This is a genomic window from Streptomyces sp. NPDC104814, assembly GCF_055583185.1.
This window is the reverse complement of record NZ_JBVJOL010000006.1, coordinates 324434-339735: the sequence shown is the minus strand read 5'-3', so window position 1 is coordinate 339735 and position 15302 is coordinate 324434. Positions and strand designations below refer to the sequence as shown.

11 protein-coding genes are annotated in these 15302 nt (G+C 71.0%); 2 read left to right on the top strand and 9 right to left on the bottom strand.

The genetic code is table 11. The features are described from left to right. Window positions 1-80: 80 nt before the first annotated feature. A complete protein-coding gene (locus ACZ64A_RS22190) occupies window positions 81-1769 on the top strand; it encodes a sodium:solute symporter family protein (RefSeq protein ID WP_469812412.1) in 1689 nt (562 codons plus the stop codon). Window positions 1770-1798: 29 nt separating this feature from the next. After that, window positions 1799-2122: a hypothetical protein gene (locus ACZ64A_RS22185; RefSeq protein WP_469812410.1), complete on the top strand. Its 324-nt coding sequence runs from the start codon at window positions 1799-1801 to the stop codon at window positions 2120-2122. Between the two features lie 176 nt (window positions 2123-2298). Here the strand turns inward: ACZ64A_RS22185 and ACZ64A_RS22180 are convergent, their stop codons facing one another. The 9 genes from ACZ64A_RS22180 to ACZ64A_RS22140 all read right to left on the bottom strand — a co-directional run bounded on the left by ACZ64A_RS22180 (window position 2299) and on the right by ACZ64A_RS22140 (window position 15299). Further along, window positions 2299-2979 (bottom strand): response regulator transcription factor, encoded by a 681-nt coding sequence (locus ACZ64A_RS22180; RefSeq protein WP_469812408.1) that lies wholly within the window; start codon window positions 2977-2979, stop codon window positions 2299-2301. A gap of 136 nt (window positions 2980-3115) precedes the next feature. Continuing rightward, on the bottom strand, window positions 3116-5041 hold the full coding sequence (locus ACZ64A_RS22175) for an outer membrane protein assembly factor BamB family protein (protein ID WP_469812406.1): 1926 nt from the start codon (window positions 5039-5041) through the stop codon (window positions 3116-3118). 100 nt (window positions 5042-5141) lie between these two features. Continuing rightward, window positions 5142-6977: an outer membrane protein assembly factor BamB family protein gene (locus tag ACZ64A_RS22170; protein ID WP_469812404.1), complete on the bottom strand. Its 1836-nt coding sequence runs from the start codon at window positions 6975-6977 to the stop codon at window positions 5142-5144. Window positions 6978-7381: 404 nt separating this feature from the next. Then, a complete protein-coding gene (locus ACZ64A_RS22165; RefSeq protein ID WP_469812402.1) occupies window positions 7382-9190 on the bottom strand; it encodes an ABC-F family ATP-binding cassette domain-containing protein in 1809 nt (602 codons plus the stop codon). Window positions 9191-9308: 118 nt separating this feature from the next. After that, window positions 9309-10397: a cellulase family glycosylhydrolase gene (locus ACZ64A_RS22160; RefSeq protein WP_469812400.1), complete on the bottom strand. Its 1089-nt coding sequence runs from the start codon at window positions 10395-10397 to the stop codon at window positions 9309-9311. Between the two features lie 76 nt (window positions 10398-10473). Then, window positions 10474-11703 (bottom strand): carboxylate--amine ligase, encoded by a 1230-nt coding sequence (locus ACZ64A_RS22155; RefSeq protein ID WP_469812398.1) that lies wholly within the window; start codon window positions 11701-11703, stop codon window positions 10474-10476. Then, on the bottom strand, window positions 11700-12557 hold the full coding sequence (locus tag ACZ64A_RS22150; RefSeq protein ID WP_469812396.1) for a polysaccharide deacetylase family protein: 858 nt from the start codon (window positions 12555-12557) through the stop codon (window positions 11700-11702). Before ACZ64A_RS22150 ends, ACZ64A_RS22155 begins: the two co-directional genes overlap by 4 nt. A 43-nt stretch (window positions 12558-12600) precedes the next feature. Continuing rightward, the gene (locus ACZ64A_RS22145) at window positions 12601-13794 is read right to left on the bottom strand and encodes a glycosyltransferase family 4 protein (protein ID WP_469812395.1); all 1194 of its coding nucleotides are present in this window, start codon (window positions 13792-13794) and stop codon (window positions 12601-12603) included. Beyond that, complete coding sequence (locus ACZ64A_RS22140; RefSeq protein ID WP_469812597.1) at window positions 13791-15299, bottom strand: oligosaccharide flippase family protein; 1509 nt, start codon at window positions 15297-15299, stop codon at window positions 13791-13793. Before ACZ64A_RS22140 ends, ACZ64A_RS22145 begins: the two co-directional genes overlap by 4 nt. Between the last annotated feature and the right edge of the window lie 3 nt (window positions 15300-15302).

Here is a 15302-nt window from a genome sequence, read left to right as displayed (position 1 = left end):
ATCACCAGAAGTGTTCATTTTCTAAACGCGGACGCGTAGGTTCCGCTGAGGATCAGTTCGCGCAACGAAGCGAGTGCTTAATGCAGACCCCCACAACCGCCACATATCTGGCCGCCGGGCTACGGCTCCCCACGAACTGGCTCGACTACACGATCCTCGCGATCTACTTCCTGGTCGTGCTGGGCATCGGCTTCGCCGCCCGCCGGTCGGTGAAGACGAGCCTCGACTTCTTCCTGTCCGGGCGCTCACTGCCCGCGTGGGTGACGGGCCTGGCGTTCATCGCGGCCAACCTCGGCGCCACCGAGATCCTCGGCATGGCCGCCAACAGCGCGCAGTACGGCGTGTACACCACCCACTGGTACTGGATCGGCGCCATCCCGGCCATGGTCTTCCTCGGCCTGGTGATGATGCCGTTCTACTACGGCAGCAAGGTCCGCTCGGTCCCCGAGTTCCTGCTGCTGCGCTTCGACAAGTGGGCGCATCTGCTGAGTTCGGTCCTGTTCGCCCTCGCGGCCATCCTGATCGCGGGCGTCAACCTCTACGCCCTCGCGATCGTCGTCGAGGCCCTGCTCGGGTGGCCGCAGTGGGTGGCGATCGTCGTCGCCGGTTTCTTCGTGCTGGCCTACATCACCCTCGGCGGCCTGTCCTCGGCGATCTACAACGAGGTGCTGCAGTTCTTCGTGATCCTCGCGGCCCTCATCCCGATCACCGTGCTCGGCCTGAAGAAGGTCGGCGGCTGGGACGGCCTGTCCGACTCCCTGACCAAGAGCCACGGCGGTGACTTCCTCACCTCCTGGGGCGGCACCGGCATCGGCCATGCCAACCCGCTGGGCGCCAACTGGCTGACCATCGTGCTCGGTCTCGGCTTCGTGCTCTCCTTCGGCTACTGGACGACGAACTTCGCCGAGGTGCAGCGCGCCCTGTCCGCGAAGAACCTCTCGGCGGCCCAGCGCACCCCGCTGATCGCCGCGTTCCCGAAGATCTTCATCGTCTTCCTGGTGATGATCCCCGGCCTGGTCGCCGCCGTCCTGGTGCCGAAGATCGGCACGGCGGGCTCGGACCTGCAGTACAACGACGCCATCCCGTACCTGATGGAGCAGCTGCTGCCCAACGGTGTCCTCGGCATCGCGGTGACCGGGCTGCTGGCCGCGTTCATGGCCGGCATGGCGGCCAACGTGTCGTCCTTCAACACGGTGTTCACCACCGACATCTGGGCCAAGTACGTGGTGACGGACCGCGAGGACTCCTACTACGTGCGCTTCGGCCGGCTCATCACCGCGATCGGCGTGCTCGCCTCGATCGGGACGGCGTTCCTCGCCTCGTCGTTCTCCAACATCATGGCGTACCTGCAGACGCTGTTCTCCTTCTTCAACGTCCCGATGTTCGTCGTCTTCATCATCGGCATGTTCTGGAAGCGGGCGTCGGTCAAGTCCGGCTTCTGGGGGCTGATGGCGGGCACGACCGTCGCGATGCTGAACTACTTCTGGATCTACAAGCAGGGCGTCATCTCCATCCCCTCCGACCAGGGCGCCAACTTCGTCTCCGCGATCGCGGGCTTCGTCGCGGGTGCGGTGGTGATGGTGGCGGTGTCCCTGTTCACCAAGCCCAAGCCGGCGGAGGAACTCCAGGGCCTCGTGTACGGCACCCGCTCCCCCGGGATGTCCGAGCCGCCCGCCACCGGGGACGACGCCTGGTACCGCCGGCCGGCGCTGCTGGGCTGGGGGGCCGTCGTACTGGCCGCCGTCTGCTACATCCCGTTCTCGTTCTGAGGGCCTGCTCGTAAGGAGTGTGAGAAAGCATGAGTGAGAATCCCGGGCACCGCGAGCACCGCGCGTACTCCGAGCGGGACGTCCAGCGCGAAGTCACCGAGCTGGAAGGAAAGTCGGCCACCGCGGCGCGGCTGTTCGACATCCGGCGGATCATCGGCGGGCTGTTCGTGGTCTACGGCGTCATCGTCACGATCACGGGACTGACGGACTCCGACGCGACGATCGACAAGGCGCAGGGTGTGAACATCAACCTGTGGACGGGGCTGGGGATGCTGGCGCTTGGCGTGTTCTTCCTGGCGTGGCTGAAGCTTCGGCCTGCGGCGCCGGTTCCTCCGGAGGAGCCCACGGAGTAACGCCGGTTTGGCGCGGGTGCGTTGCCGGCTGCCGCGTATGTGGTGGCCGGTCGCGCCCACGCGGCGGAGCCGCATGTCGAACACAGCCCCGCGCCCCCTGGTTGGCCGCGGTGCCGTCCGTCTCGAAGCCGACGCTGTTCCCCGCGCCCCTTGGGGGTTGCGGTCTCCCTTGCCCTTCAAGCCTCGGTTCGTGCGGGGGTCGCCCTGTCCAGCAGGCCCGTTCGCGCGGCCAGGGCTGCCGCTTCCAGGCGGGAGCCCACGCCCAGTTTCATCAGGACCCGTTGGACGTGCGTGCGGGCGGTCGACGGGGCTATGCCCATGCCCGCCGCGATCGCCCTCGTGTCCTCGCCGTCCGCGACCCGGACCAGGACCTCCACCTCCCGCGGCGTGAGGATCGACAGCAGGCGCCGCCCCTCGTCGTCCGGCTGGGCCGCCGGGTTCAGCAGCTCGCCGAACGCCTGCTGCAGCAGGGCCGGGGCCACCGCCGCCTCCCCCGTGCGCGCCTTCAGGATGGCCCGCTCGACGCCCTCGATCCGCTCGTCGTGCCGTACATAGCCGCACGCCCCCGCCGCGAACGCGGCCGCGATACCGCGCGGGCTCGGTACCGGTCCCAGCACCAGCACGGCCACCTGCGGCCGCTCCCGCCGGATGCGCGCCACGGGGTCGAACACCCCCGGCTGCGCGGGCGCCGCCGTCCCCAGCAGACACACCTCCGGCGCCCGCGAGATCACCAGCTCCGCCGCCCCCGCGACGGGCGCCGTCGCGGCGAGCACCCGGTGCCCCCGCAGCTTCAACGCCGAGGCCAGCGCCTCCGCGTGCAGTCGGTGGTCGTCGACCACCATCAGCCGCACTCCCAAGGCAACCCCCCAGTCCCCCCGATCCATTGCTCCCGGAAGCTACACGCTTGTACGACATCGCGCGCCCCCTACGCGACGAAAAGTGGCCCCGCCCCCTGAACAGGGACGGGGCCACGGGGAGCGGATCAGCCGGGCGTCACCGTGTGCCGAAGGCGATCGCCAGGTACTCCCGCTCGCCCGCCATCGGCTTGCGGGCGAAGGTGTCCGCCATGTACAGCCGGCCGCCGGCGAAGATGAACTCCGCGTGGTCCGGGAGCATGCTGGTCTCCACGTCCCGCACCGACCGCGTCGCCGGGTTCTCCAGCAGCGTCGTGGCCTTGAAGCTGCCGCCGTCGATGCTGACGATCTGCCCGCCCTTGTCGTACGGCGGCCGCTTGTACGCGATGACGTTGGAGCCGTCCATGCGCAGCGGGGTGTAGGCGTAGCCGTCGCCGGCGTCGGCGCGCTGGCCGGTCTGCTTGCCGGTGGCCAGGTCGAAAGCGACGATCTCGTTGGTCTGGCCGTGGTCGCCGGTGCTGTCGTGCTCCGCGGTGGAGACGTACAGCTTGCCGTTGCCGACGACGAGGCCGTGGCAGTTCTCGACCTCGTCGAGGGTGTCGCAGGTCTCCGTGTAGCCGTCGCCGGACAGGGAGATGTGCGCCTTCAGCTGTCCGGTGGCGTTGTCGATGGAGAAGATGTCGGACACCCCGCTGCCGTTGCCGGTGTCACCGACGTCGGCGCCGACGACGAGCGGGTTGCTGGAGACGATGGCAGCGTCGTCGATGCCCGCGGACATCTTGTAGTCGGAGAACACCTTCCCGGACTTCGGGTCGATGGTCTGGATGTGCACCACCGGGTTGTCGTACGACCCGCACTTGCGCACCGCGACGAGCTTCTCCCCGCCGCCGTACCCGGCGTCCTTGCAGGTGTCGGCGGCCTTGGGGGCCCACAGGGACTTGCCGGAGGCGGCGTCCCAGGCGGCGCCGCCGTCCAGGCCGCCGGCGGCGACCGTGCCGCCGCTGAGGGTGACGTTGTCGAACGTGGCCGGTTCGTCGCCGTTCTTGGCCGTCTGCGTCCACAGCTTCTTGCCGGTCGTCAGGTCGATCGAGGCGACCTGGCTGCAGCCGTGGGACGGCTTGTCCTTGGTCGGCATCGACGGCTCGAACACCACGGCCGCCTTGCCGTCGGCGGAGGCGTACTTGCTGGCCGTGCACACCGGGCCGGGCAGCGGGATCGACCACATCTTGGTGCCCTTGGCCGGGTCGTAGCCGACGATCTCGGCGTTGCCGGACTTGGCGTACACCTTGTCGGTGAGCCAGGAGCCGTTGACGCTGACGCTGCTGTCGTCGGTGACCGGCGGCATCGGCACCTGGAACAGCACCTGCGAGGCGGGGTTGTCCGGCACCTTCTCGCTGCCGCCGGCGCCGCCGGGCGTGTCGCCGCCCTTGCCGCCACCGGTGGGACCGGCGGAGCTGGCCGTCTCGTCCTTGCCGCCCTTGGAGTGGGAGTACCAGACACCGCTGCCGATGATCAGCGCGCACGCGACGACGGCCGCGACGATGATCGCCACCTGCGGGTTGACCTTGCGTCCGCCGCCGGAGGACGCCGCGGCCTGCGGCTGGGGCGCGGTCTGCTGCGGGTAGCCGTACCCCGGCTGCTGCCCGTACGGCGTCTGCGGCCGGCCGGGGTAGCCGTAACCGGGCTGCGGCGGGGGCGGGGTCGGGGGCTGGCCGGCCTGCGGGTAGCCGTAGCCGGGGGCCGGCTGCTGACCGGGCATCGGCGGCGGAGGCGTCTGCGGTGCCGGGGGTGTGTGCGGGGCGCCCTGCGGCTGCTGCGGGTAGCCGTAACCGGGGGCCGGCTGCGGGGACTTGTTCAGGCTCGGCGCCGCGGCCGGACCCGGCGGGGTGGCGGGCGGCGTCTGCGGAGCGGCCGGCGGGGCGGCCGGCGGCTGGGCGGGCTGCGGTGTGCCGTAGCCGCCCTGCTGCGGGGGCTGCGGGGGCTGGGCCGGCTGCTGGTCCTGCGGCGGGCCGAAGCCACCCCCCTGCTGCGGGGGCTGGTTCGGGGGCGGGGGCGGCTGGGTCATGACGTGGGTACCTCGGGTCGGACGACCGTGTCGTCGGCGGGGCGGGCGGGGAGAGCGGCGCACGCGGGAGCGGGGCCCGGCAACGGGCCCCGCCGCGGGCTCACTTGCCGAAGGCGAGCATCAGCTTCTCCTTCGCGTCATCGCCGCCGCCCAGCCGGGTGGTCGCGATGTAGAAGCGTCCGTCGACCCAGTCGTAGGTCTTGGAGAAGAAGCCGTTCTCGATCTCCGCGGTGGAGGCGGGCATCTGCAGCAGCTTGGCCGGCTGGTGCGCCGTGCCCGCCGTCGGCACGGACACCACCTGGCCGCCCGCGTCGTACGACGGCTGCACGTAGGCGACGAGCTGGTTGCCGTCGACGCGCATCGGCAGCATCGACTCGTCGGCCGGGGACTTCACCCGCCACTTCTCCTTGCCGTTGGCGAGGGAGATGGCGACGACCTCGTTGGCGCCGGTCGTGGCGTCGGTGGGCAGGTAGAGCGTGTCGCCGCCGGCGGCGGTGCCCAGGCAGCCCTGCAGGTCGCGCTGGAAGATGCTCCAGCCGCACTGGAAGTCGAACTTCTCGTTGACGTTGACGTGGGTGCGCAGCTTGCCGTCGGCCTGCAGGACCACCATGTCCCAGACCTTCTTGTCCTCATTGGTGAGGTAGACGACCAGCGGGTCCATCGAGAAGACCTTCTTGACCTCCCAGCCCTTCTCCAGCGGCTGGGTCCACAGCACCGCCCCGGTCTTGGGGTTCAGACCCTGGAGCTCCTCGTGCTCGTTGGAGGTCATCGCCCCGCAGCTGGCGACCTGGACCAGCTTGGTCGCACTGCCGGCGAAGGCGGAGGGGAAGCAGGCGGAGCCGTAGCGCTTCTTGTCGTACAGCTTGTGGCCGCTGTGCACGTCCAGGGCCACGCCGGACTGGGAGCGGCCGATCATCAGCGTGTCACCGGCGAGCGTCAGCTCGACGTTGAGGGCGCTGTCGAACAGGGCGCCGTCGTCGATCGCGCCGGTCCAGCCCTTCTGGCCGGTGGCGAGGTCGATCTCCTGGAGCTGGTTGCACTTGGCGCGCTCGCTGGTGCCGTCCATGTACGCGACGACGATCTTGTTGTCGGCCGTCTTCTCCCGGGTGGCCGCGCAGATCTTCGACGCGAAGGTGATGGGGGTCCAGGCAGGCTTGCCGTCGGAGATGTTGTAGCCGAAGACCTGCTTGTAGGCGGCCTTGACGGAGACCTTGTCGGTGATCCACAGGCCGGGGGCGTCGGCGCCGCCCTTGGGCGCGTCGGGTGCCGACTGGTACCAGAGCACCTTCGCCTCGCCGGGCTGGCGGCCGGCGTTGAGGTCCTCGGGGCCGTCGCCGCCGCGGTCGCCCGTGGGGCTCTCGGAGCCGGACGGCTTCGGGTCGTCGCTCTGCTGGGAGACCGGCTTCTTCTGCGGGTCGTCGTCGCCGCCGCTGAGCGCCCACACGGTGCCGCCGATGACGAGCAGCGCGGCGACGGCGGCGCCGATGACGGCGAGCGGCTTGCCCTTGAACGGTCCCCGGCCGCCGGGGGTCCCGGGCGGCGGGGTGCCGGGCGCGCCGGGGAACGGGGGCTGTGGCGGGTAGCCGTAGCCGGGCTGCGGCTGGCCGTAGGGGCCGGGCTGCTGCGGCGGACTGTACGGCCCCGGCTGCTGGCCGTACGGGCCGGGTGCGGGCGGTGTGTCGGGCGCCGCGTAGGGGCCGCTGGGCGGGCCGTAGGGGCCGGGCTGCTGCGGGTAGCCGTAACCGGGCTGCGGGGGGCCGGCGGGCGGGGTCTGCGGAGGCGGCGGCGTCTGCGGTGCACCGGGCGGCGCAGGCGGCGGGCTCTGCGGTGGCGGCGGGCTCTGCGGAGCGCCGAACCCGCCACCGGACTGCGGCGGCTGGTCCTGCGGCGGTCCGAACCCGCCCGGCGGCGGCGGCTGGTTGGGCGGCTGAGTCATCAGCGTCTCCCCCTACCTCACTGATTTTCACCCACGCCCTGAGGTACGCGATGGACCCAGAGTCGTTCGACAGACAGTTCTCAGACGGCCCTTTCTATCACCCGCCGCCGACAGTCCACCGGAGTGAGAGCGGGCCTGTACCCAACGGAGGACCGGCCCGTGATGCCGTTGTTACGCGCCTTCACGCCCCCTTCACGCGACGTGCGCGCGGGGCGCATGCGCCGGACGACCGGGCGCCCGAACGGCCGGGCGCCCAGGGGGGCGTAAGCCGGAGTGGCCGGGCGCCCCGGGAGACGGAAGCCCGAGTGGCCGGGCCTCCCGGGGACGGGAGCCCGAGTGGCCGGGCGCCCGGGAGACGTAAGCCGTGGTGGCTGTGCCCCCCCGGCAGACGGGAGGCCGAACCGTCAGGCGTCCTCGGCCAGTTCCAGCCAGCGCAGCTCCAGCTCCTCGCGCTGGCCGGCCAGCTCCCGCAGCTCGGCGTCGAGTTCGGCCACCTTCGCGAAGTCGGTGGCGTTCTCGGCGATCTGCGCGTGCAGCTTGGTCTCCCGCTCGGAGACCTTGTCCAGCTGCCGCTCGACCTTCTGCAGTTCCTTCTTCGCGGCGCGCTGGTCGGCGGCGCTCTTCTCGGTGCCGGCCGGCTTGGGCGCCGCGGCGGTGACCTGGGCGGCGACCGCCTCCTCCATGCGCCGGCGCCGCTCCAGGTACTCGTCGATGCCGCGCGGCAGCATCCTGAGCGTGCCGTCGCCGAGCAGCGCGAAGACGCGGTCGGTGGTGCGCTCGACGAAGAACCGGTCGTGGGAGATGACGATCATCGAGCCGGGCCAGCCGTCGAGGAGGTCCTCGAGCTGGGTGAGCGTCTCGATGTCGAGGTCGTTGGTGGGCTCGTCGAGGAAGAGGACGTTGGGTTCGTCCATCAGCAGCCGCAGCAGCTGCAGCCGGCGCCGCTCACCGCCGGAGAGGTCACCGACGGGCGTCCACTGCTTCTCCTTGCCGAAGCCGAACGTCTCGCACAGCTGGCCGGCGGTCATCTCGCGGCCCTTGCCGAGGTCGACGCGTTCGCGGACCTGCTGGACGGCTTCCAGCACCCGGGTGGCCGGGTTCAGTTCGGCGACCTCCTGGGAGAGGTAGGCGAGCTTGACCGTCCTGCCGACGGCGACCCGGCCGCCGGCCGGCTGGGCCTCGCCTTCGGTGCGGGCGGCGTCGGCCATCGCGCGCAGCAGCGAGGTCTTGCCGGCGCCGTTGACGCCGACGAGTCCGATGCGGTCGCCGGGGCCGAGCTGCCAGGTGACGTGCTTGAGCAGGACCTTGGGGCCGGCCTGGACGGTCACGTCCTCCAGGTCGAAGACGGTCTTGCCGAGCCGGGAGGAGGCGAACTTCATCAGCTCGCTGCTGTCGCGCGGCGGCGGCACGTCCTTGATCAGCTCGTTGGCGGCCTCGACGCGGAAGCGCGGCTTGGACGTGCGGGCGGGAGCGCCGCGCCGCAGCCAGGCCAGCTCCTTGCGGACCAGGTTCTGCCGCTTGGCCTCCTCGGTCGCCGCGATGCGCTCACGCTCGGCGCGCGCGAAGACGTAGTCGGAGTAGCCGCCCTCGTACTCGTAGACGGCGCCGCGCTGCACGTCCCACATGCGGGTGCAGACCTGGTCCAGGAACCAGCGGTCGTGGGTGACGCACACCAGCGCCGAACGCCGGGCGCGCAGGTGCTCGGCGAGCCAGGCGATGCCCTCGACGTCGAGGTGGTTGGTGGGCTCGTCCAGGACGAGCAGGTCCTGCTCCTCGATGAGCAGCTTGGCCAGCGCGATACGGCGCCGCTCACCACCGGAGAGCGGTCCGATGACGGTGTCGAGGCCCTTGGGGAAGCCCGGCAGGTCCAGCCCGCCGAACAGCCCGGTCAGCACGTCCCTGACCTTGGCGTTGCCGGCCCACTCGTGGTCGGCCATGTCGCCGATGACCTCGTGCCGGACGGTCGCCTCCGGGTCGAGGGAGTCGTGCTGTGTGAGCACGCCGATGCGCAGCCCGCCGGAGTGGGTGACCCGGCCGGTGTCGGCCTCCTCCAGCCGGGCGAGCATCCGGATCAGGGTGGTCTTGCCGTCGCCGTTGCGTCCGACGACCCCGATCCGGTCCCCCTCGGACACGCCGAGCGACACACCGTCCAGCAGGGCACGGGTGCCGTACACCTTGCTGACGTTCTCGACATTGACCAGGTTGACGGCCATCTCACTCCTGCCCGGGGGATCGATCAGCCTCCCAGCGTAATGCGCGCGGGTGGGTGGCCGGAGCGCCGCAGGTCGGCGGGGTGGGCCGGGCGGAGCCGGGAGCCACCCGTCGCCCGGCTCAGGAGGGGTGCACGTGTTCGTCGCGGAGCGCGGCCACGGCCCTGCGGAAGGCACCGAGGGCGGGTTTGGCGCTTCCGTCGGCGCGGCGCAGTCCGAAGAAGTTCTCCTTGGACGACGTGTCGGTTCCGGTGTCGCGGTCGGAGTACCAGAACAGCGCCTCCACGTGCGGGGTCGCGTCCGCTGTGCGGACCGCGTCCGCCGCGATGGCGGCCTGGCGCTGTTCGGTCACATGGGTCGTCGTCGCGCCGATCGTCTCCGGCCGCCCGTCCGACGCGGTACCGGGGCCATCGGTCGGCGCTCCGAACTCGGTGATCCACAGGGGCTTGCCGGGCGTGCCGTGAGCGGCCAGAACACGCTCCAGGCTGTCCGGGGTGGCGTCGATGTGCTCCCAGGGCGTCCCCCACGGCGTCCTGGTGCTCGGCAGGTAGGGGTAGGTGTACGGGTGGAAGCCGACCGCGTCGACCATCCGGTTGCCGCCGCGTGCCGACACGGCCGCGAGGAAGTCGGACTGCGAGATCCTCGGGCCTGCCGTGTGGACCGCGGCGAGCCCGCCGAGGATCACATACGCCGAGGGGTCCACCCGTCGCAGCGCCTGACCAGTCACCCGCAGCAGCGCCGTATAGGCGGCCGGATCGGGTCTGGGCTTCCAGAAGTCGGGCAGGTTGGGCTCGTTCCAGATCTCCCACGCGTGAATGCCGGACGGTGCGTACCGGGCCGCGGCGGCCGCGGCGAAGGTGGCGAACGCCTCCGGGTCGGCAGGGTGGCACTTGTCGCTCGAGCAATCCGGCGGCCGCGCCCAGGCCGGCGTGTAGGCCAATACGGGCAGCACGGTGAGGTGGCGTTTGCGGGCTTCGGCGACGACATGGTCGAACCGGCTCCACTGATATGCGTCCGCCGTGTCGGGCTGGGTGTTCTCCCACGACAGATCGGTACGCACCCAGCGGGCCCCCGCGTCGACGGCGTCGTCGAGAGCCGTGTCGAGTTCGTCGTCGGACATCCACACCAGGCGGTTGCCGTAGGCGAGCCCGACCTGCAGGTGGTGCTTCGGGTCGTTCTTCGGGACAGCCTTCATACAGCCCGCGGTCATGACCCCAATTGTGATCAGTGTCGTCACGACAGCAATAAACCGGCGATGACGATGATTTTTCACCACATCTCATATGTTAGGGCTGCGGGGCCGGGCGTCTGCTGAACGCGTCGGCGGCGGCATGGGCGAGGCGCAGGGTCCCGGCACCGGTGAAGCGCACCGCCTCGGCCACCGCGGGAAGCGGATCGTCCCGGCACCACCAGGCGCGCTCCGTGCCACGTCGGGGCAGCAACGCCTCCGGCACCCGGTGCTCCCGCCGGGCGCTGACGGCGGCCGAGCGCAGATCGAGCTGGCCCAGGACGAACATCCGGCCGTTGGTCTGCGGCGCTTCGGGTATCGGCTGGCCGGTGAGGTCCAGATACATCGCGCGGACCACATCGGTGCCGTTGCCCGTCTCGAACAAGCGGAACTGCGCCCCGATGCGCGGGTTGAAATCGACGAGTTTGTAGCGGCCGTCACGCCGGTCGAACCGCCAGTCCAGATCAGCGATTCCGCTGTACCCGATCCGCCGGCACAGACCTGTGGCCAGCTCGGCGAGGAGCGGGTTCGGCCGGCTCCACGCCCGCGTCGTCGCTCCGCTGTACGGCGGCCAGGAACGCACTTTGTAGCCGGTGAAGACCACGCGCGCCTCGCCTTGGCCGTCGCAGTAGAGGTGGGTGATCCAGTCTTCGGCGACCGGTTGCGGGATGTATTCCTGCGCCAGTACCGCGGGTGTCCGGCACGGCCCCAGGCAGGCGAGCAACTCGTCTTCGTCGTGGATCACGGTGGTGTGCCCCACCACCGGAGCGTGCAACCGGGTGAACGCCTCGCGGTTCTTCAGGACGAGGGGATACCCCCACGCGCGTCCGAGGGCGACGAGTTCCGCCCGGTCGGCGGGCGCGCAGGACCGCGGGGCGGGGACGCCGTTTTCGACGCAGATCCGGTGGAGGCCCGCCTTGCTGGTCAGTCTGCGTGGCAGCGTCGGCGGAACCGCGGGCAGCAGAAACCGTTCCGAGAGGGCCTCGGCGTGTTCGGCGAGCAGGACGGCGGCCTCGTCGTCCGCGGCCACGGCGAGCGCCCTGCGGCCGATCGCACGGCCGAACCGCAGGAGCGTCGAGGGGAACTCGCCCGGGGCCCGCAGCACGGTCGCCGGGATGGGGAAGCGGCCCGTCAGGTGACGGGAGACGGCGATCGGTGTGAAGCCGTCCTCGACCATGGCGTACACCGGCACCCCGGCCCGGCCCAGGGTTCTGAGGACACCCAGACCTCCGTGCTGCTGTGGAGCGGGGACGAGCCTCACCAGAAGTACGGGCACCTCGTGATTCATGACCGCTCCCCTGCTTCGGCGGCACGTGTGACGGCGATCGGGGCGGGCGGACCGGCGAGGCCGTCCTCGGCCAGCACGGGCATCCGCAGAACGCGCCGGTAGAGCCGCTCGGCGCGCACGCCAAGGGTGTCCGGCCGGGAGGAGGCGATCCTCGCCCCCCGGCCGGACACCCACGCGCCGACCTCGTCGACGGTCGTCGCCGCTCGCAGCGGCAGCCGGGCGAGGGCGTAGACGTGGTCCCCGACCCGGCTCATCCGGTTGCGCACCGAGCAGGCCGAGTCGTATCCGCTCTGTGCGACCACCCGGAGAAGGTGCGCCGTGAAGTGCCCGTAGGGGTAGGCGAAAGAGGTGATCTCGTGCCCGAGGGCGTCCTCGAGGAGTTCCTTGCTGCGCAGCACCTCGTCCGCGGCCACCCGGGGGTCGGCCAGGTCCAGGTCGCGGTGGGTGTGGGAGTGTGCCCCGATCTCCACTCCCTGCTCCTCCAGCTCGGGCAGCCGGCTCCAGCTGACCATCGGATGCGGCGGGAACACCGTCTCGCGTCGGCGCCCGCCCTCCAGGGAGCCGGTGGCCGCGTAGAACGTGCAGGGCAGGCCATGCTCGGCCAGGGCGGGGGCGGCGATGTCGGCGAAGTCCGCGAAGCCGTCGTCGAACGTGATGACGAGGGGCTTGCGCGGCAGGGGGCGACGGCCGGTGGCGGCATCGGCGAGGCGTGAGACGGGCACGACGGTCCGGTCGCCGGCGAGAATCAGATCGAGATGGCGGGCGAGGTCGGCCGGGGTCACCGTGTAGTCGGCGATCCACGGCGCCGGGTCGTCGGAGATGCAGTGGTAGTTGAGGATCGGGATGCGGATCATGTCGGGTTCCTTCCGGTGCTGGCTCCGGCTCCTTGTCGTGTCCTCACGCTTCGCGCGGGCTCGTCGACGGCAGTGATCCGCGTGCGTACCGGGGCGCCGGCCCTGCCGCACGGCCGCCGGAGCTGTGGCGTGCCACCACGTCGTGCAGGACGGCAACCAGTTCGTCGGCCTCCCTGCGGGCGTCGAACCGCGCCAGGAGCCGTGTCCGCCCGGCCGCTCCCATCCGTGCCCGCAGGGCGGGGGCGTCGAGCAGGGTGCGCAGGGTCGCGAGCAGGGCGCCGTCGTCACAGGGCGGGACGAGGAGACCGGTGTGCCCGTCCGCGACCAGTTCGGGGACGCCGTAGACCGGGCAGGCCACGACGGGCAGACCGGCCGCCATGCCCTCCAGGACCGTGAGCGGAGTCATGTCGATGCGGCTGGGCAGGGCGAGCACCGCCGATGACCTCAGGGTCTGCCACAGCCGCGGGTCGCCCGGGGTGATGTCGGCGAGTACGGTGATGTTCCGCCCCCGGGGGACGCGCTCTCTGGTGATCAGGACCAGTTCGCACCGGTCGGCGAGATGGCGCTGGTGCACCCGGATGAGCTGGTTGCCCCCCTTGCGTTCCAGGGAACTCCCGACGAAGACGATGCGCGGGCAGTCCTGTCGCAGGGTGCCGGGAGCGGCGGGCGGGTCGGCCTGCGGGGGGATGATGCCGACCCTGATGACTTTCAGCCGGTCGTCCCGGAGGGCGTGCTCCTCCCGGATCGCCGACGCGGTCCATTCGGTCTGCGCGACGATGACGTCCGCCGCCCGGAAGACCGCGGCCTCCAGGCGCAGGGCGGGGACCATCGTGTACGGGGTCCACCGGGTGGGTTCGCGGTACGACAAGCAGTGGGCGGTGCGCGCGTTCGTCGAGTCCAGCCCCACCACCGAGGGCATCCGGCGCAGGGTCCCGGTGCTGAGCAGCACGGTGTTCTGCGTATAGGCGTGCACCGCGTCGAACCGTGCCTCGGCTCCCCGCAGCCGGCGGCGGACCCAGGCGCTCATCGCGAGCTGCGCCCGGAGAAGCTGCAGATCCAGGTCGTATCGGCGCAGGAAGGGCAGTGGGGCGCCCGCCGCCAGTCTGAGCGGTGAGGGTGGTGGTACGGCGAGGAAGTGCGCGTCGATCTGCGGATGCGCTTCCCGCAGCGCCCGCCGCAGATGAACGTGCATGGTCGTGTGCCCGCCGATGTTCTCGTCGATGAAGAGGACTCTCATCGTTCTGTCTCCGTTCCTCGGCCGGGGGCGGCCGCGTCGGCGGGGTCACTGTCGACGGCCTCCTTGTGTCCGACGGCGCGCAGGGCCCACAGCACCGCCGCATAGACGGCGGCGGTCACCAGCGCCCCGAGGGGCCAGAGGGTGACTTTGGCGACGCCCCAGCCGGCAGCGGCACCGCACACAAGGGCGCACAGCACGCTCCGCCACGGCGGCACGGGGAGGGGACGCATCCCGGGCACCCTGCGCAGCAGCAGCAGCATGAGGACACAGACCAGGATGTCGGTGGCCAGGGTGTTGAAGGCGGCTCCCAGATACGACCAGCGGGGTATGAAGAGGAAGTTCAGGGTGATGTTGACGATCAGACCGACCAGGGTGATCAGCGGGTAGTGGCGGTGGAGCCGGGCCGCGACCAGGCAGTTGAAAGCCAGGAAGGTGAAGAAGGCCAGGCACTCGGACGTCACGACGACGCGGGTGGCGTCGGCCGCGGGAGCGTAGTGAGCCCCGTAGAGCGTGCGGATCACCGGCTCCGCGAAGACCGTGAACTCGCACACCAGCAGACCGCCGAGCACTGCGAGCAGGAGCGCGGCACGCCCCGTGGCCGCCCGGAACGCGTCGGGCCGGTGCGGCCAGGTCCGGACCAGCAGCGGAAGGACGGCCATGCAGACGTAGACCGGTACGCAGTGAGCCAGATCGACGAACTTGTACGCGACCCCGTACTGGCCGGCGGCCGTGAACGAGTCCAGCTTCGTCAGCATCACCGAGTCGACCCGGTAGTAGACCAGCATCAGGCCCGCGCCGATCGACAGCGGCACGGCCTCGCGGAGCAGCAACCACCACTCGCGCAGGTCGATCCGGTACCGGAAGGGCACGACATGGTGTGCTGCCGTCGCCTTCCAGGCGAGCTCGACCAGCTCGAACAGCACGGCAGGAAGGGTGAAGAGCAGAAGGGTGCCGCCGGCCGCCGCGATCGACGCGGTCAGGGCGACAAAGCCCATGGCGCCGAGCGTGCTCCCGACGGCGATGGGCCGAAGCCGCATTCCCGCCTCGAACACCGCGTTGTAGGCATGCGAGGGCGTCGACACCACCACCGCCAGCCCTCCGACCGCGGTCGCGCGGACCACGTCCGACGAGTACCCGGCGACGGCCACGAAACCGACGGCCAGCGCATAGCCGACCACGCCGAGGACCAGCCGCAGCAGGACGTAGGTACCCCCGAAACCTCCGGGGTCCCGCAGGTCGGTGGAGAAGCGGACGACTGCTATCCGACCGACCTGGAGATCCGTGATGACGCTCAGCATCCCGAAGACACTGAAGATGAACGTGAACTTGCCGAAGGCCTCGGGCGACAAGGAGCGAATGATGATCAGCGACCCGGTCCAGGTGAGGACCAGGATCACCACACGGCCCGCGGCCATGGCTCCCACGTTGGCGAGGAGGCCGACAGGGCTGTTCGACGGGCGTGCCGATGCAGTGCCGCGCGAGAGCACGCGGGCAGCGGGCGGCATGTG